The following is a 19,334-nucleotide window of genomic DNA, read 5'->3' as shown; positions in this document are numbered from 1 at the left end:
GGCCGAAGCCGGCCTTCACCACACGCGCCGGGCAGCCGCGCTCACGGATGCATCCGTGCCCCCTTGAGCACCTTGTCCACCGCGTTCTTCGGCCCGTACACCGACAGACCCACGAGATCCAGTTCCGCCGTCGGCACGGCCCGGACCGCCGCGCGGTTGGCGCCGTCGTGGCCGGTGGTGAACAGGTCGGAGGTGAAGAGGGCGCGGGGCAGGGCGCGGGAGAGGGCGCGGCCGTGGGCGGCCGTGAGGGTCTCCTTCGTGCCCTCGAAGACCAGGACGGGCTGGCGGAACATGGGCAGATACGCCACTCCGTCGGCGTCCTCGTACGGCTCCCCGATCACCTCGGGGACCTGGCTGCCCAGGCCGCTGACCAGGAACGCGGTGACGTTCAGGCGCTGCCAGGGCTCCAGGTCCCCGCGCAGCAGGACGGCGATCTTGGTGTCGAAGCGGACGGGTTCGGTGTGCACGCTGTTCATGCAGTGAGACTGCCGTCCGCCGTACGACGTCGTCTTGTACGTTCTTTGCATGGCCACCCGGCAGGAAGTCTCCGCCTGGCGCCCGGCCGTGACGGGCGTCGTCGAGGTCTTCCACGCCCACTTCACCGAGTACGCCTACCCGATGCACGTCCACGACGCGTGGACGCTGCTCATCGTGGACGACGGGGCCGTACGGTACGACCTGGACCGGCACGAGCACGGCACCCCGCACGACACGGTCACCCTCCTTCCGCCGCACGTCCCGCACAACGGCTCCCCCGCCACCCCGCACGGCTTCCGCAAGCGCGTCCTGTACCTCGACGGCACCCACCTCGGCGAGGACCTCATCGGGGCCGCCGTCGACAGCCCCGACCTGCGGGACCCCGTGCTGCGGCGGCGCGTCGGCCAACTGCACACCGCGCTCGGGCACGCCGGCGACGAACTGGAGGCCGCGAGCCGGCTCACCCTCATCGGCGAGCGGCTGCGCGGCCATCTGCGGCCCCGGCCCACCGCCCCGCGGCGCCCGGACCCCGCCCTCGCCCGCCGTCTGCGCGAACTCCTCGACGCGCGGCTCGTCGAGGGACTGGCGCTGGAGGAGGCGGCGGGGCTGCTCCAGGCCCATCCCGCCCATCTGGTACGTGCGTTCAGCACCGCCTACGGCATCGCCCCGCACCAGTACCTCAACTCGCGCCGCGTCGACCGCGCCCGCCGCCTGCTCCTGGAAGGCCGCAGCCCGGCGGAGACCGCCTCGGCGACCGGGTTCTTCGACCAGTCCCATCTCACGCGCCATTTCCGGAAGTTGGTGGGCGTGCCGCCGGGGCGATACCGGCGGGCGGCGCGCGGCTGAGCGCCGTACGCTCCGCGTATGGACTGGCACGAGTGGCACGGCAGGTACGACTCCCCGGATTCCCCTCTGAGCCGACGCCTGGCCGTGGTCCAGGACCGAGTCCGCCTCGCCCTCGACACCGCCCCTCCCGGGCCCCTCACGGCCGTCAGCGTCTGCGCGGGCCAGGGCCATGACCTGATCGGCGTCCTGCGCGACCATCCCCGGCGGGCCGACGTCCGCGCCCGGCTGGTCGAGCTGGACGAGCGCAACGTCGCGGCGGCCCGGGCCGCGGCGCGGGACGCCGGGCTGCCGGGGGTCGAGGTGTTTGCCGGGGACGCCTCGCTGACCGACAGCTATGCCGGGATGGTCCCCGCCGATCTGGTCCTCGTGTGCGGTGTGCTCGGCAACATCACCGACGCGGACGTGGAACGGACGCTGGAGTACTGCACGCGGCTGTGCCGGACCGGCGGCACGGTCGTGTGGACCCGCAGCCGGCAGATCGAGCCCGATCTCGTACCGCGGGTGTGCGGCTGGCTGGAGGAGCGCGGGTTCGAGCGTCTGTGGGTGTCCGAACCGGGCCTCGGCTTCGGCGTCGGGGCGCACCGCTTCACCGGTGTGCCCCGGCCACTGACGCCCGGCGAGCGGATGTTCGCCTTCGTCGGCTACGACGTCCTGCGCTGAGCCTCGTACAGGTTCCCGGGCCGGACGACGTCGGTCGTCGGGTACAGCTCCAGCCGCGTGTGCAGGTCGCCGGTGAAGTCGGGGACGTCGGTCTGGTCGAACTCCGTGACCTCGTTGAGGCCGACCGTCGCCGAGTACGGGGCCAGGGCGTCGAGTTTCATCAGGCCCGCGCGGCCGTTGGTGACGCGGATGTTCCAGTGCGTGAAGCGGGCGCCGAAGAGGGGGCCGGCGTTGGCGTCGCCGCCGTGGCGGCCGTTGTTGTTCACCGTGATGTCGGTGCGGACGTTGGCGAAGGGCAGGCCGCGGTGGGAGTCGAAGGTGCCCATCCGCATGTCGCCGCGGGACCAGACGTTGTGGGAGGACAGGCCCTCGACGTTGATGCCGTGGAGCTGGGTGCCGTCGGGGGCGGGGACCGTGCGGTCCTCGACGGTGAAGTCCTCGACCAGGTTGTCGTGCGAGCCCTCGCGGCAGAAGTAGGGGTGGTGCGAGCCACGGCCGCCCACGCGGGTGCGGCGCAGGGTGCAGGCGGAGGCCGCGACCAGGCCGAAGCCGTTGTCGACGTTGCGGACGGTGACGTCGTCCGCCCAGCAGTCGTACGCGCACTGCAGGACGACGCCGTTGTAGCCCTTGTCGAGGAGGTGCGGTGACTGGGGCGTCTCCATGACGTGGAGGGTGATCCCTTCGACGCCGGAGCCCGTCAACTCCCTTACGTGCGTGGTGAACTGGGGGTCCCATTCGGGGCGGAGGTCCACCGGGAGCGGGCGTTCCAGGGTGGCGTGGTGGCCGTGGAGCGCGGTGATGCGCACGGGCCATTCGTAGGGGACGTAGGACAGGAGCTTGGTCTTGTCCTCCCAGTAGTAGGCCGCAGGGCCCGGGCCGCCGCCCGCCATGTGCTGCAGGAGCGTGTGGGCCGGGTCGTCGGCGACGCGGAGCAGGACCAGGCGGCCGGGGCGCAGGGCGGAGGGGTCGGCGACGGTGACCGTCCGGTCGCCCTGGCGGGCGGGGGCGACGGCGGTGAGCGTCCGCCACTCGTCCCGCCGGTTCCCGGTCCAGCCCTCGAACGGCCAGGTCTGTGCCTTGACGGCGGCGACCAGGGAGTCCCAACGGGCGTTCGGGCAGAGCCAGATCAGGCCGCCGGCCCAGGACCAGGCCGACTTGGTGCCGCCGTAGCGGGAGCCGTAGACGCCGATGAGCTCGGTGAGGCTCCTGGTGGCGTAGAGGGTGGTCCGGACGCTCCCGGCGCCCCGCAGTACGACGTTGTCGTATCCGATGTGGATCAGGCCGTCGATGCGGAAAGTGCCGGGCGGGATGGTGACCGTGCCACCGCCGGCCCTTCCGGCAGCGGCGATGGCACGGTTGATCGCGGGGGCGCAGTCCGTGGTGCCGTCCGGCACGGCGCCGTGGTCGCGTACGTCGGCCACGACGGGGCGGCGTGGGAAGCGGGGGGTGCCGGACCGGTAGCCGGATCGGGCGATGTACGGGATCTGCGGGTGGGTGTAGGGAGTCCGGGTGAACTCCCGCCAGAGGGAGGCGGGTTGCGGCGACGGGGACTTCGGCGTGGCGGCGTGGACGGGTGCGACCAGTGCGGCCGCTCCGTACAGCACCGTTCTCCTGGTCACGCCCGGGTCGTGCGCGGGGCTCATGTCCGTACGTCCTTCCATGGTGCCTTTTCATGGATGTGAACGACGTTCAGATGTGCGTCGAGCGTGAGCATGCCACGGACCCTGCGGTTGAGGAAGACTTCGCGCAGGGGGTTGGTTGGTGCGGACCAGAATTCAGTCGGCGGACCGCTGGGTCAGGTGCGTGAACGCGTCCAGGTTGCGCGTCGACTCGCCGCGGGAGACCCGCCACTCGTACTCCCTGCGGATCGCCGAGGCGAAACCCAGCTCCAGCAGCGTGTTGAAGCTGCCGTCCGCCGCCTCCAGGACCTGGCCGAGGAGGCGGTCGACCTCGTCGGGGGTGACGGCGGAGAGGGGGAGCCTGGCGGTGACGTAGATGTCGCCGAGGTGGTCCACCGCGTAACTGATGCCGTACAGCTTGAGGTTGCGCTCCAGGAGCCAGCGGTGCACGCCCTCTTCGTTCTCGTCGGGGTGGCGGATGACGAAGGCGTTGAGGGAGAGGGAGTGGCGGCCCACGAGGAGCGAGACCGTGGTGGAGAGCTTGCGGGTGCCGGGGAGTTTGACGACGTAGTTGCCGGGGGCCGGGCTCTCGTAGTCGAGTTCGGCGTCCTTGAGCGTCGACTCGATGGCCCGGACCGCCGTCTCCGTGCTCGCTTCCGTTGCGTCACCCATGGTGGGAGCGTACGCGACGGCGGTGGGACTGGATCGCCGCGGTGTACACGTCCGCCGTCGCGGCCGCCGCCGTGTCCCAGCCGAACGAGCGGGCGTGGCGCGCCGCGGCCTCGCCCAGGCGCGGCGTGAGGGCGGGGTCGTCGGCGAAGGCGCCCAGGACGCGGGCGTAGTCGGCCGGGTTGTGGCCCTGCACGAGGAAGCCGGTGCGGGTGTCCTGGACCGCCACGGGGAGGCCGCCCACCGCCGCCGCGAGGACCGGGGTGCCGGTGGCCTGGGCCTCTATGGCCACCAGGCCGAAGGACTCGCTGTACGACGGCATCACCAGCAGGGACGCCGCTCGGAACCAGTCCGCCAGCTGGTCCTGGTCGACGGGCGGGCGGAAGCGCACGACGTCCGCGATGCCCAGGCGGGCGGCGAGCTTCTGCAGGCCCTCCGGTTTGGCGAGGCCGCTGCCGCTGGGGCCGCCGACGACCGGTACGACGATGCGGGAGCGGAGGTCGGGGCGGTCGTCGAGGAGGACCGCCACGGCGCGCAGGAGGATGTCCGGCGCCTTCAGGGGCTGGATGCGGCCGGCGAAGAGCGGGATCAGGGCGTCCTGGGGCAGGTCCAGGCGGGCCCGCGCGGCGGCTCGGCCGTCCGCCGGGCGGAAGCGGTCGAGATTGACGCCGGGGTGGACGACGGCGACCTTCTCGGGGGCGGCGCTGTAGTGGCGTACGAGTTCGGCCGCCTCCTCCTCGGTGTTGGCGATCAGCCGGTCCGCGGCGGCGACGATCTGGGTCTCGCCGATGACGCGGGCGGCGGGCTCGGGGGTGTCGCCGTCGGCCAGGTTGGCGTTCTTGACCTTGGCCATGGTGTGCATGGCGTGCACGAGGGGGACGCCCCAGCGTTGGGCGGCGAGCCAGCCGACGTGGCCCGAGAGCCAGTAGTGGGAGTGGACGAGGTCGTAGTAGCCGGGGCGGTGGCCGGCCCACGCCTGCATCACGCCGTGGGTGAAGGCGCAGAGCTGGGCGGGGAGGTCCTCCTTGGCGAGGCCCTCGTAGGGGCCGGCGTCCACGTGGCGGACCAGGACGCCGGGGGCCAGTTCCACGGTGGGAGGCAGGGCGGCGGTGGTGGCCCGGGTGAAGATCTCCACCTCGATGTTGAGCGCGGCGAGGCGTTGGGCCAGTTCGACGATGTAGACGTTCATGCCGCCCGCGTCGCCGGTGCCGGGCTGGTGGAGGGGGGACGTGTGCACGGAGAGCATGGCCACGCGGCGGGGGCGGCGGTGGAGCCTGAGCCGCGGGGGCGTGGCCGGAGAGCGACGCCCGAGCCTGCTGACGTACTGGCTCACGTGGCGTTCCTCCTTGCTGCGGGCATGCCGTGGGGAGGGTGTGGGGCGCCCTCCAAGGGGGTCCAACAGCGGAGGGACCGCTTCCCATTCCGGGTGCCCCGGTTTTTGCCGAGGCATTACCGGAGATCGCTCAACTGTTCGGGGCGGCAGCGCGTTGGGGGTGCGGGTGGGGTGGACGATGCCTGCGGCGGCCCGTGCGGGTGGTGGCCCCTGGAAGCCGCATACCCTCGTACGTATGACCTCCCGTGCTGTGACCCGGCCCGTGGGCTCCGTCACCCGCGGGACCACCAATCCCAATCGGCTGCGTCGGATGGACCGGTGGATCGCCGCCGTGCACGGGCCCGTGTTGCGGCGGGCCGGGGAGGCGGTGGCCGTGGATCTGGGGTACGGGGCCGCGCCCTGGACCGCCGTGGAGCTGCTCGGGCGGCTGCGGCGGGTGGCACCCGGCGTGCGGGTGGTCGGGGTGGAGATCGAGCCCGCCCGGGTGGTGGCCGCCAGACCCTATGAGCGGGAGGGGCTCTCGTTCCGGCACGGTGGCTTCGAGATCCCGATTCCGGAGCGGCCCCTGCTGGTGCGCGCCGCCAATGTGCTGCGGCAGTACGAGGAGGGGGAGGTCCGGGGGGTTTGGGAGCGGCTGTGTGCGCGGCTGGCCGTCGGGGGGCTTGTCGTCGAGGGGACCTGTGACGAGGTCGGGCGGCGGCATGTGTGGGTGGCGTTGGGCGGCGACGGGCCTCGTACGGTCACCTTCGCCGCCCGGCTGGGGTCGCTGGAGCGGCCGTCCGATCTCGCCGAGCGGCTGCCGAAGGCGTTGATTCACCGGAACGTGGCCGGCGAGCCGGTGCACGCCTTCCTGCGGGACTTCGACCGGGCCTGGGCCGCCGCCGCGCCCTACGCCTCCTACGGCGCCCGGCAGCGGTGGATACGAGCAGTGCGGGATCTCTCCGGTGACTGGCCCGTGGTGGACGGGCCGGTGCGGTGGCGGCAGGGGGAAGTGACCGTGCGGTGGGAGGCGTTGGCTCCGCGGGGGTGAGGAACGACCTTCCTGAGTCGTTCGTCACAGAAGGTGGGGAGATCGTCGCGCCGGGGGATGTGGTGGGGGGTGTGCTCTGTCGTTTTGCGCTGTGGCGTGGCACGATCCCCCGGGCGCCGTAAGTTACTGACGGTCAATCAGGTTGTGGGGGAAGTGACATGGCAGTGGGCAAGGGCGGACTTCTCGCGACGGCGGTCACCGTGGTCTGTGCGGTCACTGTGCTGGCCGCCCCGGGTACGGCCTTCGCCAGTCCGGATCCGACTCCGCCGGCGACTGCCGTCAGCACCAAGGACCTTGAGGCCGTACGCCAGCGGCTCGACCGGCTCTATCACGATGCCGCGGTGGCCACGGACGCCTACAACGCCGCCGAGGAGAAGGCGCGGAAGCAGTCCGCCGAGATCGTCTCCCTGGCCAGGAAGATCGTTGCGGAACAGAAGCGGCTCGACGCGCTGAAGGAGCGGGCCGGGGCGGCCGCCGCCGCGCAGTACCGCAGTGGCGGGGTGCCGGACGAGGCGCGGTTGTTGCTCAGTGACGATCCGCAGGAGTTCCTGGACGGGGCCGGGCGGGTGTTGCAGGGTGAGCGGGCGGCCAAGGCCCTCATCGCGGAAGTCACCCGTACGCGGAACGACTTGCGGCAGTACGCCGCGGACGCCTCCGCCCAGTGGAAGAAGCTGGAGGCCGGCAGGAAGGCCAAGGACGCCGCCCGGAAGAGGATCAAGGCGCAGATCGCCGCGGCCGAGAAGCTCGAATCCCGGCTGGAGAAGAAGGAGAAGGAGCGGCTCGCCAAGCTGGAGGAGGCCGCCGCCCACCGGGCGCAGACCGCCTGGCTGGACACCGGCGTGCTGAAGGAGATCAGCAGCAAGGCGTCCGAGTCCGGGAAGAAGGCCGTGGAGTTCGCCACGGCGCAGATCGGGAAGCCGTACGTGTGGGGCGCCGAGGGGCCCGACTCGTACGACTGCTCGGGGCTGACGTCCCAGGCCTGGCTGCACGCCGGGCACCCGATTCCGCGGACCTCGCAGGAGCAGTGGAAACAGCTCAAGCACGTGGACGTCAAGGACATGCGGCCGGGGGATCTCGTCATCTACTTCGATGACGCCAGTCATGTGGGGATGTACGTGGGGGACGGGGCCATCGTGCACGCCCCGCGGCCGGGGCGGACCGTGACGATCGCGGGCGCCGGGTCCATGCCGATCCTCGGCGTGGTGCGGCCCGACGCGTGAGCCGGGCCACGTGGGCCCGGTCACGTCGGCGGGTCCTCAAACGCCCCTGGGACGTGACGTTCGTCATCCTCGCTGGTGGGGTGCCCTGTCCAACTGCGGTACGGATCGCGGCATATGACGGTGGCCGCCTGCCAAGGGGCGTGGCCCACACCATTCCGCTGGCCCGCCGAGTACCGCTATGGTCCCCGTCGGTGGGTCGAGGTCCCTCGCCCCGCCATGCCCTCGGGGGGAGGGAAGGAATCCAGGACGATGCCCGTACCCATACCGCGGCAGAGAGAGATCCCGGCCGCGGAGAGTGGTCAGGCGACCTCCACGGAACAGACCCCGCGCAAGGAAGCCACGGTCGAGAACAACGCCGCCACCACACATCTGACGCTGCTGCTGATCGAGGACGATCCGGGCGGCTCGACGGCCCTGCCCGAGCTGCAGGACTCCTCCGGCAAGCCCATCCGCGTCCGCACCGCCCGCAACCTCACCGAGGCCGAGCGGCTGCTGACCGACGACGTCCACTGCATCCTGCTCGACCTCGCGCTGCCGGCCCCGGGCCGCGCCGGCGAGGAGGACGAGCTCGCCGTGCTGCGGCATGTGCTGGAGCTGGCGCCCCGGCAGGCCGTGCTGGCGCTGACCGCCTCCGGTGACGCCGAGCGGGCCGCAGAAGCGGTGCGCGTGGGCGCCCAGGACTATCTCTTCCGGGACGAGCTGGACGGGCGGCTGCTGAGCCGCGCGATCCGGTACGCCGTGGAGAGGAAACGTTCCGACACTGCCGAGCGGAGGCTGGCCGAGGGCCGGGTGCGCGCGCAGGAGAACCGCCGGCTGGAGCGCGGGCTGCTGCCCACGCCGCTGCTGGAGGGCTCCTCGCTGCGGTTCGCGGCCCGCTACCGGCCGGGGCGCTCGCGCGCGCTGCTGGGCGGGGACTTCTACGACGTCGTCCGCACGCCCGACGGCACCGTGCACGCCATGATCGGCGACGTCTGCGGGCACGGGCCCGACGAGGCGGCGCTCGGGGTGGAGCTGCGGATCGCGTGGCGGGCGCTGACCCTGGCGGGGCTGTGCGGGGACCAGTTGCTCGGGACCCTGCAGGAGGTGCTCGAACACGAGCGGTCCGACGACGAGATCTTCGCCACGCTGTGCACGGTCGACATCGCCGCCGACGGGCGGCGGGCCGGACTGTGCCTGGCCGGGCATCCGTCGCCGCTGCTGGTGCGGCCGGGGCTGGGCGCGCAGCTGCTGCCGTACGACAACAACGGGCCCGCGCTGGGGCTGCTGCCCGGGGCCCGGTGGCCGCGGATGCAGGTGGAGCTGGGGCGGGAGTGGAGCCTGATGCTCTACACGGACGGGCTCATCGAGGGGCACGTCGGCGCGGGGCGCGAGCGGCTCGGGCAGGACGGCATGGTCGAGATGGTCCGACGGCAGCTCGCCGAGGGCCTGCGGGGTGAGGCCCTGCTGCGGGCGGCCGTGAACGAGGTGCGGGAGATGAACGGCGGCGAACTGACGGACGACGTGGCGGTCCTGCTGCTCGACCGGGAGCGGGGGGTCTGAGCGACCGGACGGCTCGCCGGTTCGAGGGGCGTCGGGCCGGCGCTGTCAGCGGCCGCCGTTCCACGGGCCGTACGGGCCGTCGCTGCTGGAGCCGCGCCTGCCCCGGCCGCCTCCGCCGGAGATGGCGCGGACGGCCGGACGGACGTCGACCATGTACACGATGGTCGCGATGAGGCCGATGATCGGCAGGAACGACAGGATGTTGAAGATCAGGTTCACCACGAAGGCGAGCCCGAGGATGATCAGCCAGAACGGCTTCGTCTGCTTGTCGGCCGCACGGTAGGCGTCCTCGCGGCGGATCGCGGCGTCGAACAGCGCGAAACCGCTGAAAAGGATCAGGGCCATGCTCAGCAGCCACATGAACCCTGCGAACCCCTGCATCAGCACAACGTCCACCACCCGACTCGGCTCGTCCCTACGCGGTCACCGTACCCCGTCCCGGAACCCCGCTACCCGGACAACGGGCCGGGCACTCGGTAAGTGCCCGGCCCGCGTCGCTTGTTGCGCGTCCGTTCCTGCTCCGGCCGTCCTTGCGTCTTGCCTCGGCTGTTCTCGACTTCTTACTTCGCCGGCGGCGTGGTCTTCTTCGCCGTCGTCTTGCGGGCCGGCGCCTTCTTGGCGGCGGCCTTCTTCGCGGGGGCGGGCTCGGCCTTGGCCTCGGCGGGCTTCGGCTTGTCCTTGACCTCGACGGGCTCGGCCTTCGGCTCCACGGCCACGGCCAGCTCCTCGACCTCCTCGGCCACGTTCTCGATGCCCTCGGCGGCCTCGCCGCGCCAGGTGCGCACGGCCTGCTCGCCGTGCTCGGCGACCTTCTCGTAGGTCTCGCGGGCCTTCACGGCGTACTCGGCGGCGACGCCCACACCGCGCAGGGCGATGTCCTGGGCGGCCTCGCCGAACTTCTTAAGGTCGGCGTCGAGGGTGGCGCCGATCTTCTTGAAGTCGCCGTCGAGGGTGCTGAGGAACTCGTTGACCTTGGCCTGGAGGGACTCCTGCGTCTCCTTGACGCGGGCCTGCGCCTCCTTCGCGCGGGCGGCGGCCTTCTCCTGGACGGCCTTGGGGTCGGTGTTGCGGACGGCCTCGATCCGGGCCGGGGCCTCGGCGCGCAGCTGCTCCACCAGGCCGGGCACCTTCTTCGCCTGCTGGAGGGCGAGGTCGGCGGTGCCGGCGGCGAAGTAGAGCGGCGTCGGGTCGCTGAGGGTCTTGCGGAGGTCGTCGGTGATGGCCATGGCCATGGTCCTTCCCGGTCGCTTTCAGCTGAGGGTTTCGGGGCCGCGCGGTCCGGTCAGCCGGCGGACTGCTGCGGGTCGTGCGGATCGTGCGGTTCGGCGTCGCCGCCGTCGGACGTGCGGGTGCGGCGCGGGGCGGACGTGCGGGTCTGGGGAGCCTTGCGGGTACGTCGTACGACCGCGTCGGCGTCCTCGGAGTCCACCGCACCGTCGCCGGACGCGACGGCCTCGGCGACCGCCTCGTTCGTCTGCGCGGCCTCGGCCGTCTCGTCCGCCGTCCCGGTCCCGAATCCGTTCTCCTTGCGGAAGGACTCGTAGATCTGCAGCAGCACCTGCTTCTGCCGCTCGTTCAGCGTGGGATCGGCGAGGATGACCGCGCGGGTCTCCACCTCGTCCCGGTCCCGCTCGGCGTCGAGGATGCCGGCGCGCACGTACAGCGTCTCGGCGGAGATCCGCAGCGCCTTGGCGACCTGCTGGAGCACCTCCGCGCTCGGCTTGCGCAGCCCGCGCTCGATCTGGCTCAGATACGGATTGGACACCCCGGCGGCGTCGGCGAGCTGCCTGAGCGACAGCTGCGCGTTGCGCCGCTGCTCGCGCAGGTACTCACCGAGATTGCCGACGTTGAGCGATGCCATGCCTCCACTGTGCACCCGTCCGCTAACTATTGCAAGCAGGTGCTTGCAATAGTGCGCCGTGTCACTCGGGGCCGGTGCGGGGCTAGCCTCGGGGCCGTGATCGTATGGATCAACGGCACCCATGGCGCGGGCAAGTCGACGACCGGTCCGCTGGTGCAGCAACTGATTCCGGGTTCGCGGGTGTTCGACGCCGAGAAGGTCGGCGAGACGCTCATGGACATCAGGCCGGCGCTGCCGGGCCGCGGGACGAAGAACTTCCAGCACTGGCCGCCGTGGCGGCCGCTCGTCGTCGAGACCGCCCGGCGCGTCCTCGACTACGCCGGCGGCACGCTCGTGGTGCCGATGACGATCCTGGTCGAGGAGTACTGGCGTGAGATCAGCGCGGGCCTGGCCCGGCACTCCATTCCGGTACGGCACTTCGTCCTGCACGCCGATCAGGACACGCTGCGCGGGCGCATCGAGAAGGACACGGTGCTCGGACCCTCCACGTTCCGGCTCGCCCACCTGGAGCCGTACGCCGAGGCGGCCCGCTCCTGGCTGCACGCGGCGGCCGAGGTCGTCGACACCACGCACATCACGCCGGAGCAGGCCGCCTCGCGGATCGCCGAGGCCGTCAGGGGGCCGGCTCTCTGCTGAGGTCGACCGGTTCGTCCAGGCGGGTGAGCTTGCCGGGGTTGCGCACCACGTGGATGCGGGTGATACGGCCCTCCTCCACCGTGACGCTGACCGCCGTGGGAACGCCGTCGAGGTCCAGGCGGCCGGCGGGGGCGCCGTTGAGGTGGACGGCGGTCGCCTCGAAGACGTCCACCGCCCGGTGCGCCCGGGCGAGCAGCTGCGCGATCGTCTCGGCGCCGTGCAGGGGGGTCAGGGCGGCGGGCACCACACCGCCACCGTCGGCGATCATCACCACGTCCGGCGCCATGACCGCCAGCAGCTCCTGCAGGTGCCCGGTGCGCAGGGCGGCCAGGAAGCGGTCCACCACCTCCCGCTGCTCGGACCGGCTCACCCGCACCCGCGGCCGGCGCGCCGCCACGTGCTCGCGGGCCCGGCGCGCGATCTGCCGTACCGTCGGCGCGGACTTCCCCACCGCCTCCGCGATCTCGTCGTACGGCAGGTCGAAGACCTCGCGCAGGACGAAGACCGCCCGTTCCGTCGGCCCGAGGGTTTCCAGGACGGTGAGCATCGCGATCGACACGCTCTCCGCGAGCTCCACGTCCTCGGCGACGTCGGGGCTGGTCAGCAGGGGTTCCGGCAGCCACTCGCCGACGTAGTCCTCGCGCCGGCGCGCGAGCGAGCGCAGCCGGTTGAGCGACTGGCGGGTGACGGTGCGGACCAGGTACGACCGCGGGTCACGCACCCGGGCACGGTCCACGCCGGCCCAGCGCAGCCAGGACTCCTGCACCACGTCCTCCGCGTCGGCCACCGACCCGAGCAACTCGTAGGCGACCGTGAAGAGAAGCGCACGGTGGACGACGAAGGGGTCCTCGGACGAGGTGACGTGGTCCGGTACACGGCGACGGGAGACGGAAGGGTCCCCGGCCGGGGCGCCTTGGCGCGGGACGGATGACTCTCCGGCCCGGACGCCTTGGTGGAGGGCGGATGGGTCCCCGGCTGGGGCGCCCTGGCGCAGGGCGGATGGGCTCCCGACCGGGGCGCCCTGGCGCAGGGCGGATGGGTCCCCGACCGAGGCGCCCTGGCGCAGGGCGGATGGGTCCCCGGCCGAAGCGCCCTGGCACACGGCGGATGGGCTCCCGACCGAGGCGCCCTGGCACACGGCGGATGAGTCCCCGACCGAGGCGCCCTGGCGCAGGACGGATGGGCTCCCGACCGGGGCGCCCTGGCGCAGGACGGATGGGTCCCCGACCGGGGCGCCTTGGTGAAGAGCGGATGCCTCCCCAGCCCGGACGCCCTGGCCAAGGGCCGATGACTCCCCAGCCCGGGCATCTTGGTGGGGGGCGGATGGGTTTCCGGCTGGGGCGCCTTGGTGAAGAGCGGATGCCTCCCCAGCCCCGGCGCCTTGGCCAGGGGCAGATGAGTCCCCGACCGGGGCGCCCTGGCCAACGGCCGATGACTCCCCAGCCCGGACGCCCTGGCCAGGGGCAGATGACTCCCCGACCGGGGCGTCCTGGCGCCGGGCCGATGACTCCCCGACCCTGGCACTCTGGCCAAGAGCCGATGACTCCCCCACCCCCGCACTCTGGCCAAGAGCCGATGACTCCCCCACCCCCGCACCCTGGCCAAGAGCCGATGACTCCCCCACCCCCACCCCCGCACCCTGGCCAAGAACCGATGGGTTTCCGGCTGGGGTGCGGTCGGGGGGCGAGGGGGGCTCCGGTGGTGTGCCGTTGGTCGGGGCCGGGTTGTCGGTCATGCCGTGGGGGCCGCCGCCGGCTGCTCCGGGCGGGTCGCCAGTGGGATCTCGCAGGCGTCGGAGAAGCCCTGCGAGCCGATGCCGAGGGCCGTGTTGTTCCTGGTCGCGAAGTTGGCGAAGGCGATCGCCGCGGTCAGCTCGACCAGCGCGGCCGGGCCGAGCCGGTCCAGCAGGCGGGCCGCGAGTTCGTCGGTGACGGCGGTCGGGGTCACCGTCATCGCCTCGGCGTACTCCAGCACGTCCCGCTCCAGCGGCGTGAACACGTCCGACTCGCGCCAGCGCGGCACCTGGCTCGCCTTGGTCAGGTCGAGGTTCTTGTTCTGCGCCATGAAGTAGTTGATGTCCAGGCACCAGCCGCAGCCGACCTGCGCGGCGACGGCCATGTGCGCGAACGACTTCAGGCTCTCGTCGGCCTTGTCCCACGCCTGGACGCCGGCCCCCATCTCCTGCGCGGTGCGGGCGACGTCGGGCTGGTGCCAGGTCGCCTCCAGGGGCGCCGGCACGACCCCGAACTGCTTGATCATGCTCTCGCTGACCTCGGGTGCGATCTCGGCCTTCGGAACGCGGAGCGCCATGGTGTTCTCCCTCGGGGACTCACGGAACGGATACGGATGTGCTCGGTGGCTGTTCGGCATGAAGACACCGGCGGAAGCGCGCGCGTGACATCCGCAGGCAACGGAGTCCGAAGGATCCGAAGGAGAGGACAGATCAGGATTCGAGAAGCGCCGGGGCCCCTCCTGCGCTTAGCGTGACTGCCACGCCACCCGACCACGCCCGCCCGACGGAGGAGACACGATGAGCACGGCCACGAAGGCAGACGCGCGGGCCGCCGCGCCGCACGTCGCCGACAGCCACGCCCTCATCCGCGTGCACGGCGCGCGCGAGAACAACCTCAAGGACGTCAGCATCGAGATCCCCAAGCGCCGGCTGACGGTGTTCACGGGCGTCTCCGGCTCGGGCAAGAGCTCGCTGGTGTTCGACACGATCGCCGCCGAGTCGCAGCGGCTGATCAACGAGACGTACAGCGCGTTCGTGCAGGGCTTCATGCCGACGCTGGCGCGGCCCGAGGTCGACGTACTCGACGGGCTGACCACCGTGATCACCGTCGACCAGCAGCGGCTCGGCAGCGACCCGCGCTCCACCGTCGGCACCGCCACCGACGCCAACGCCATGCTGCGTATCCTCTTCAGCCGGCTCGGCACCCCGCACATCGGCTCGCCCAAGGCGTTCTCCTTCAACGTCGCCTCGATCAGCGGCGCCGGCGCGGTGACCGTCGAGCGCGCCGGGCAGAAGGTGAAGGAGCGGCGCAGCTTCAGCATCACCGGCGGCATGTGCCCGCGCTGCGAGGGCCGGGGCAACGTCACCGACCTCGACCTCGCCCAGCTCTACGACGACTCCAAGTCGCTGGCCGAGGGCGCGATCACGGTGCCCGGGTACAAGGGCGGCGGCTGGAACTCCCGCCTCTACATCGAGTCCGGCTTCTTCGACCCGGACAAGCCGATCCGCAAGTACACCAAGAAGGAGCTGTACGACTTCCTGCACCGCGAGCCGACCCGGATGAAGATCGCGGGCATCAACATGACCTACGAGGGTCTGATCCCGCGCATCCAGAAGTCGATGCTCTCCAAGGACCGGGAGGGCATGCAGCCGCACATCCGGGAGTTCGTGGACCGCGCGGTCACCTTCACCGTCTGCCCCGACTGCGAGGGCACCCGGCTCACCGAGGCCGCCCGCTCCTCGAAGATCGCCGGCATCAGCATCGCCGACGCCTGCGCGATGCAGATCAGCGACCTGGCCGCGTGGGTGCGCGGGCTGGACGAGCCGTCGGTGGCGCCGCTGCTCTCGGCGCTCCGGCAGACCCTCGACTCCTTCGTGGAGATCGGCCTCGGCTATCTGTCGCTGGAGCGGCCCTCGGGCACCCTGTCGGGCGGTGAGGCGCAGCGCACCAAGATGATCCGCCACCTCGGCTCCTCGCTCACGGATGTGACGTACGTCTTCGACGAGCCGACCATCGGTCTGCACCCGCACGACATCCAGCGCATGAACGAGCTGCTGCTGCGGCTGCGCGACAAGGGCAACACGGTGCTGGTCGTGGAGCACAAGCCGGAGGTCATCGCGATCGCCGACCACGTGGTCGACCTCGGCCCCGGCGCCGGGACGGCCGGGGGCAGCGTCTGCTTCGAGGGCACCGTCGAGGGGCTGCGCGCCTCCGGTACGGTCACCGGCCGCCACCTCGACGACCGGGCCGGGCTGAAGGAGACGGTGCGCAAGGCCACCGGCACGCTGGAGATCCGCGGCGCCGACACGCACAACCTGCGGAACGTCGACGTCGACGTGCCCCTCGGGGTGCTGTGCGTGGTCACCGGGGTCGCCGGGTCGGGCAAGAGCTCGCTGGTGCACGGGTCGATCCCGGCCGGCGCGGGCGTGGTCTCGGTCGACCAGGGCGGCATCCGCGGTTCGCGGCGCAGCAACCCGGCGACGTACACGGGTCTGCTCGAACCGATCCGCAAGGCGTTCGCCAAGGCCAACGGCGTCAAGCCGGCCCTGTTCAGCGCCAACTCCGAGGGCGCCTGCCCGTCCTGCAACGGCGCCGGCGTGATCTACACCGACCTGGCGATGATGGCCGGGGTGGCGACGGTGTGCGAGGAGTGCGAGGGCAAGCGGTTCGACGCGTCGGTGCTCGAGTACCGCCTCGGCGGCCGGGACATCAGCGAGGTGCTGGCGATGCCGGTGTCCGAGGCGCTGGAGTTCTTCGGCTCCGGCGAGGCGCGCACCCCGGCCGCCCACGCGGTCCTCGGCCGCCTTGCCGACGTCGGACTCGGCTACCTCACCCTGGGCCAGCCGCTCACCACCCTCTCCGGCGGTGAGCGCCAGCGCCTCAAGCTCGCCACGCACATGGCCGAGAAGGGCGGGATCTACGTCCTCGACGAGCCGACGGCCGGTCTCCACCTCGCCGACGTCGAGCAGCTCCTCGGCCTGCTGGACCGGCTCGTCGACTCCGGCAAGTCCGTCATCGTCGTCGAGCACCACCAGGCGGTCATGGCCCACGCCGACTGGATCATCGACCTCGGACCGGGCGCCGGCCACGACGGCGGCCGGGTCGTCTTCGAGGGCACGCCCGCCGAGCTGGTGGCGGCCCGCTCGACGCTCACGGCGGAGCACCTGGCGAAGTACGTCGGCGCCTGACCGGGGAGGCGGGGCAGCGGAGGGCCGCTCAGCGGAACGCCCCGGCGTTGCGGGCGGCCCACTGCGCGAAGGGACGGGGGGCGCGTCCGAGGACGCGCTCCACGTCCGGGCTCACCCGGCGCTCCTCGCCGGTCGGTTCGCCCAGCACGGCCAGCGTGCCCTCGACGACGGGCGGCGGCATGAAGCGGGACAGCTGCGCGTGGGCCTCGGCCCGGGTCTGCTCCTGGAAGCGCACCGGTTCGCCGAGGGCGTCGGCGACGGCGGCGGCGCGCTCGCGCGGGGTGGTCGGGGCGGGGCCGGTGAGGGTGTAGACGGCGCCGGCGTGTCCCGGCTCGCGCAGGACGGCGGCGCCGACCGCGGCCACGTCGTCGGGGTCGACGAAGGGCAGGGCCACGTCCGCGAAGGGCGCGGCGGCGGTGCGGTGCCGCCGGATCGGCTCGGCCCAGGCGAGCGCGTTGGAGGCCAGGCCGCCGGAGCGCAGGACGGTCCACTCCAGCCCCGAGTTCCGTACGGCCGCCTCGAAGCGGGCCGCGTGCGCGTAGGCGTCCGGCCGGGTGCCGGCGCCCTGGCTGGACAGCAGCACGATCCGCGCCACGCCGGCCGCCTTGGCCGCGCCCACGATCCCCTCCGGGTCCTCCCCCGCGACCAGCAGGAACACGGCCCGGGCGCCCCGCAGTGCCGGCCGAAGGCTCTCGACGTCGCCCAGGTCGGCGGCGACGGCGCGCACGCCGGGCGGGACGTCGGCCGCGGTGACCTGGCGGGCCACGGCGGTCACCTCCTCGCCGGCGGCGACGAGCAGTCGTACGAGAGTGCGCCCGACGTTTCCGGTGGCACCGGTGACTACGAACATGGCTGTCCCCCAGGGGCTGTGGAAGCGAAGTGAGTCAGTCAGACGACTAACTCACTCCCAGGACGCTAGCACACGCACGGCCGTATAGTCAGTCGGGTGACCAACTCACAGAGCGCGCGGACGAGGACGGCCCTGGACAAGCGGCGCCGGCTGATGGCCGCCGCGGCCGATGTCGTGCACCGGCAGGGCGTCGAGCGGACGACCATCGCCGACATCGCTCAGGCGGCGGGCGTCCCGACGGGGAACGTCTACTACTACTTCAAGACCAAGGACGACCTGGTCGCCGCCGCACTCGCCGAGCACGGCGACCAACTGAGCCGTGTCACCGCCGAGTTGGACCGCCTGCCCGACCCGCGCGAGCGCCTCAAGGCCCTGGTCGCGGGCTGGGTCGCACAGCGGGACCTCGCCGCCCGCTACGGCTGCCCCACCGGCACCCTCGCCGCCGAACTCGGCAAGCGCCCGGCCGACGGCGGCCTCGACGCGGAGGCGGGCAGGCTGCTGCGCCGGCTGCTGGCCTGGGTGGCCGACCAGTTCCGCGAACTGGACCAGCCCGACCCCGACGCCCTGGCACTGACCCTGGTCGGCGCCTACCAGGGCATGTCCCTACTGACCAACGCCCTACGCGACCCAACCGTGATGACCCGCGAGGGCGCCCGCCTCACAACCTGGCTGGACTCCCTCCGACCCACGCGGCCACCAGCTCGAGACCGGCGCCGGTGAGCCCGTACCGGTGATCGACGCGGTGCACGAGGGCGGCCCCGGGATGATGCCCCGCCACCCAGGCCCGATCGGCGTCCGTGATCTCGTCATCGACCCACACGAACGAACGGCCGCGAGCCCAGTCCACCAGGGGGCGCGGCGGTAGCGGGGGCAGCCCCAGCCAGGGCGCGACCAACGCGTTCGCCTCGTCCATCCAGGTCGTCGCCCACACCGGCTCACACGGCGAGTCGTACGACAGGTACGGTCCCGGACTGCCGAAGGGGATCAGGGTTCCGTCGACATCGAGGAAGAGGAGCCTCTTCCTACGATGATCAGCCCTCGTAGCCCTGGCCCGCCAGGATCTTGTCGATGCGGGCGCGGTGGGCCGCCTCCCAGTCGTCCAGGGACTCGGCGGCCTCCTTCGCGAGTTTGGTGCGGGCCGCGGCGTGGATCTCCCCGGCCCGCGGACCCGGCACGGTGACGACGCCGTCCTCGTCGGCGACCACCACGTCGCCCGCCGCGACCGTGACGCCACCGCACCGCACCGGGCGCCCCAACGGCCGTACGACCGACTTGGCGCCCGGGATCGGGACGACGCCGCGGGCGAAGACGGGGAAGCGCAGGTCGCGGATCTCGGCGAGGTCGCGGATGACGCCGTCCAGGACGAACGCCGCGATGCCGCGGCGCTGGGCCACGGCGCAGACGTTGCCGCCGGCCAGCGCCCAGTCCAGGTCGCCGGACTCCACGACGACCACCGAGCCGGGTGCCGCCCGGTGGATGGCGGCGTGCAGCATCAGGTTGTCGCCGGGCGCGCAGCTCACGGTGAACGCCGGCCCGGCAACCCGCCCGTCCGGTCCCCACAGCGCGCGGATGCCGAGGTCCATCACGTGGTCGTGGCCGAGGAGGTCGGCGAGGGTGGTGGTCGGGATGCCGTGGAAGTCGGTGACGTCGGTCATGCGACGGACGGTACCGTC

General features: G+C 72.4%; 20 protein-coding genes. 8 read left to right on the top strand and 12 right to left on the bottom strand.

The features are described 5' to 3' along the window. Positions 1–41: 41 nt before the first annotated feature. Positions 42–527: a DUF2000 family protein gene (locus tag ACYF6T_RS10320; protein ID WP_461695644.1), complete on the bottom strand. Its 486-nt coding sequence runs from the start codon at positions 525–527 to the stop codon at positions 42–44. Between ACYF6T_RS10320 and ACYF6T_RS10315 the strand changes: the two genes are divergently transcribed. Further along, positions 526–1,323, top strand: coding sequence for a helix-turn-helix transcriptional regulator (locus tag ACYF6T_RS10315; protein ID WP_461695340.1), 798 nt, complete (start codon positions 526–528; stop codon positions 1,321–1,323). The genes ACYF6T_RS10320 and ACYF6T_RS10315 overlap by 2 nt on opposite strands. Before the next feature lie 18 nt (positions 1,324–1,341). Further along, positions 1,342–1,983, top strand: a complete 642-nt coding sequence (locus ACYF6T_RS10310; protein WP_461695338.1) for a methyltransferase domain-containing protein — start codon at positions 1,342–1,344, stop codon at positions 1,981–1,983. Here ACYF6T_RS10310 and ACYF6T_RS10305 read toward each other — a convergent pair. The 3 genes from ACYF6T_RS10305 to mshA all read right to left on the bottom strand — a co-directional run bounded on the left by ACYF6T_RS10305 (position 1,965) and on the right by mshA (position 5,604). Beyond that, positions 1,965–3,626, bottom strand: coding sequence for a glycosyl hydrolase family 28-related protein (locus tag ACYF6T_RS10305; RefSeq protein WP_461695336.1), 1,662 nt, complete (start codon positions 3,624–3,626; stop codon positions 1,965–1,967). The two genes, ACYF6T_RS10310 and ACYF6T_RS10305, sit on opposite strands and share 19 nt — an antisense overlap. A gap of 132 nt (positions 3,627–3,758) precedes the next feature. After that, positions 3,759–4,274, bottom strand: a complete 516-nt coding sequence (locus ACYF6T_RS10300; protein WP_461695335.1) for a type III secretion system chaperone family protein — start codon at positions 4,272–4,274, stop codon at positions 3,759–3,761. After that, positions 4,267–5,604 carry a D-inositol-3-phosphate glycosyltransferase gene (mshA, locus tag ACYF6T_RS10295; protein WP_461695333.1) on the bottom strand — a complete coding sequence of 446 codons (1,338 nt, stop codon included), beginning with the start codon at positions 5,602–5,604 and terminating at the stop codon, positions 4,267–4,269. The genes ACYF6T_RS10300 and mshA overlap by 8 nt, the downstream gene beginning before the upstream one ends. Before the next feature lie 235 nt (positions 5,605–5,839). On the opposite strand from mshA, the gene ACYF6T_RS10290 reads away from it, so the two are divergent. From ACYF6T_RS10290 to ACYF6T_RS10280, 3 genes are all read left to right on the top strand, one after another. Beyond that, positions 5,840–6,634 (top strand): class I SAM-dependent methyltransferase, encoded by a 795-nt coding sequence (locus tag ACYF6T_RS10290; protein ID WP_461695332.1) that lies wholly within the window; start codon positions 5,840–5,842, stop codon positions 6,632–6,634. Positions 6,635–6,792: 158 nt separating this feature from the next. Next, positions 6,793–7,854, top strand: a complete 1,062-nt coding sequence (locus ACYF6T_RS10285) for a C40 family peptidase (protein WP_461695330.1) — start codon at positions 6,793–6,795, stop codon at positions 7,852–7,854. A 249-nt stretch (positions 7,855–8,103) separates the two neighbouring features. Then, positions 8,104–9,393: a PP2C family protein-serine/threonine phosphatase gene (locus ACYF6T_RS10280; protein ID WP_461695329.1), complete on the top strand. Its 1,290-nt coding sequence runs from the start codon at positions 8,104–8,106 to the stop codon at positions 9,391–9,393. 45 nt (positions 9,394–9,438) lie between these two features. Here the strand turns inward: ACYF6T_RS10280 and ACYF6T_RS10275 are convergent, their stop codons facing one another. The 3 genes from ACYF6T_RS10275 to ACYF6T_RS10265 all read right to left on the bottom strand — a co-directional run bounded on the left by ACYF6T_RS10275 (position 9,439) and on the right by ACYF6T_RS10265 (position 11,254). Next, positions 9,439–9,774, bottom strand: a complete 336-nt coding sequence (locus tag ACYF6T_RS10275; protein WP_461695327.1) for a DUF2516 family protein — start codon at positions 9,772–9,774, stop codon at positions 9,439–9,441. Positions 9,775–9,953: 179 nt separating this feature from the next. Next, positions 9,954–10,619, bottom strand: coding sequence for a hypothetical protein (locus ACYF6T_RS10270; RefSeq protein ID WP_461695326.1), 666 nt, complete (start codon positions 10,617–10,619; stop codon positions 9,954–9,956). A 56-nt stretch (positions 10,620–10,675) separates the two neighbouring features. Beyond that, a complete protein-coding gene (locus ACYF6T_RS10265; protein WP_461695325.1) occupies positions 10,676–11,254 on the bottom strand; it encodes a helix-turn-helix domain-containing protein in 579 nt (192 codons plus the stop codon). A 96-nt stretch (positions 11,255–11,350) separates the two neighbouring features. Between ACYF6T_RS10265 and ACYF6T_RS10260 the strand changes: the two genes are divergently transcribed. Beyond that, on the top strand, positions 11,351–11,890 hold the full coding sequence (locus tag ACYF6T_RS10260) for an ATP-binding protein (protein WP_461695323.1): 540 nt from the start codon (positions 11,351–11,353) through the stop codon (positions 11,888–11,890). Here the strand turns inward: ACYF6T_RS10260 and ACYF6T_RS10255 are convergent. Together ACYF6T_RS10255 and ACYF6T_RS10250 are read right to left on the bottom strand one after the other, a co-directional pair. Then, complete coding sequence (locus tag ACYF6T_RS10255; protein WP_461695643.1) at positions 11,868–12,884, bottom strand: RNA polymerase sigma-70 factor; 1,017 nt, start codon at positions 12,882–12,884, stop codon at positions 11,868–11,870. The two genes, ACYF6T_RS10260 and ACYF6T_RS10255, sit on opposite strands and share 23 nt — an antisense overlap. Positions 12,885–13,621: 737 nt before the next feature. Beyond that, positions 13,622–14,200, bottom strand: coding sequence for a carboxymuconolactone decarboxylase family protein (locus ACYF6T_RS10250; protein ID WP_461695322.1), 579 nt, complete (start codon positions 14,198–14,200; stop codon positions 13,622–13,624). Positions 14,201–14,420: 220 nt separating this feature from the next. On the opposite strand from ACYF6T_RS10250, the gene ACYF6T_RS10245 reads away from it, so the two are divergent. Beyond that, positions 14,421–16,811 (top strand): ATP-binding cassette domain-containing protein, encoded by a 2,391-nt coding sequence (locus ACYF6T_RS10245; protein ID WP_461695321.1) that lies wholly within the window; start codon positions 14,421–14,423, stop codon positions 16,809–16,811. Between the two features lie 28 nt (positions 16,812–16,839). Here ACYF6T_RS10245 and ACYF6T_RS10240 read toward each other — a convergent pair whose 3' ends face one another. After that, complete coding sequence (locus ACYF6T_RS10240; protein WP_461695320.1) at positions 16,840–17,661, bottom strand: NAD(P)H-binding protein; 822 nt, start codon at positions 17,659–17,661, stop codon at positions 16,840–16,842. 96 nt (positions 17,662–17,757) lie between these two features. Between ACYF6T_RS10240 and ACYF6T_RS10235 the strand changes: the two genes are divergently transcribed. Further along, positions 17,758–18,381 carry a TetR/AcrR family transcriptional regulator gene (locus ACYF6T_RS10235; RefSeq protein ID WP_461695319.1) on the top strand — a complete coding sequence of 208 codons (624 nt, stop codon included), beginning with the start codon at positions 17,758–17,760 and terminating at the stop codon, positions 18,379–18,381. On the opposite strand, the gene ACYF6T_RS10230 is transcribed toward ACYF6T_RS10235, so the two are convergent. Both ACYF6T_RS10230 and ACYF6T_RS10225 read right to left on the bottom strand, forming a co-directional pair. Further along, entirely contained in the window at positions 18,320–18,649 is a 330-nt protein-coding gene (locus ACYF6T_RS10230; RefSeq protein ID WP_461695642.1) for a hypothetical protein, read from the bottom strand. The genes ACYF6T_RS10235 and ACYF6T_RS10230 overlap by 62 nt on opposite strands. A gap of 43 nt (positions 18,650–18,692) precedes the next feature. Beyond that, positions 18,693–19,316: an RraA family protein gene (locus tag ACYF6T_RS10225; protein WP_461695318.1), complete on the bottom strand. Its 624-nt coding sequence runs from the start codon at positions 19,314–19,316 to the stop codon at positions 18,693–18,695. Positions 19,317–19,334 lie beyond the last annotated feature (18 nt).

The organism is Streptomyces sp. 7R007 (assembly GCF_054850255.1).
Note: the sequence above shows the minus strand (reverse complement) of the source record. Positions and strands in the feature narration are given on the sequence as shown.

Bases quoted from the DNA above. Each gene is read 5' to 3' on its own strand.
- ACYF6T_RS10315 (WP_461695340.1), top strand. From the start codon at position 526: ATGGCCACCCGGCAGGAAGTCTCCGCCTGGCGCCCGGCCGTGACGGGC.
- ACYF6T_RS10320 (WP_461695644.1), bottom strand. From the start codon at position 527: ATGCAAAGAACGTACAAGACGACGTCGTACGGCGGACGGCAGTCTCAC.
- ACYF6T_RS10310 (WP_461695338.1), top strand. From the start codon at position 1,342: ATGGACTGGCACGAGTGGCACGGCAGGTACGACTCCCCGGATTCCCCT.
- ACYF6T_RS10305 (WP_461695336.1), bottom strand. From the start codon at position 3,626: ATGAGCCCCGCGCACGACCCGGGCGTGACCAGGAGAACGGTGCTGTAC.
- ACYF6T_RS10300 (WP_461695335.1), bottom strand. From the start codon at position 4,274: ATGGGTGACGCAACGGAAGCGAGCACGGAGACGGCGGTCCGGGCCATC.
- ACYF6T_RS10290 (WP_461695332.1), top strand. From the start codon at position 5,840: ATGACCTCCCGTGCTGTGACCCGGCCCGTGGGCTCCGTCACCCGCGGG.
- ACYF6T_RS10285 (WP_461695330.1), top strand. From the start codon at position 6,793: ATGGCAGTGGGCAAGGGCGGACTTCTCGCGACGGCGGTCACCGTGGTC.
- ACYF6T_RS10280 (WP_461695329.1), top strand. From the start codon at position 8,104: ATGCCCGTACCCATACCGCGGCAGAGAGAGATCCCGGCCGCGGAGAGT.
- ACYF6T_RS10275 (WP_461695327.1), bottom strand. From the start codon at position 9,774: ATGCAGGGGTTCGCAGGGTTCATGTGGCTGCTGAGCATGGCCCTGATC.
- ACYF6T_RS10270 (WP_461695326.1), bottom strand. From the start codon at position 10,619: ATGGCCATCACCGACGACCTCCGCAAGACCCTCAGCGACCCGACGCCG.
- ACYF6T_RS10265 (WP_461695325.1), bottom strand. From the start codon at position 11,254: ATGGCATCGCTCAACGTCGGCAATCTCGGTGAGTACCTGCGCGAGCAG.
- ACYF6T_RS10250 (WP_461695322.1), bottom strand. From the start codon at position 14,200: ATGGCGCTCCGCGTTCCGAAGGCCGAGATCGCACCCGAGGTCAGCGAG.
- ACYF6T_RS10245 (WP_461695321.1), top strand. From the start codon at position 14,421: ATGAGCACGGCCACGAAGGCAGACGCGCGGGCCGCCGCGCCGCACGTC.
- ACYF6T_RS10240 (WP_461695320.1), bottom strand. From the start codon at position 17,661: ATGTTCGTAGTCACCGGTGCCACCGGAAACGTCGGGCGCACTCTCGTA.
- ACYF6T_RS10225 (WP_461695318.1), bottom strand. From the start codon at position 19,316: ATGACCGACGTCACCGACTTCCACGGCATCCCGACCACCACCCTCGCC.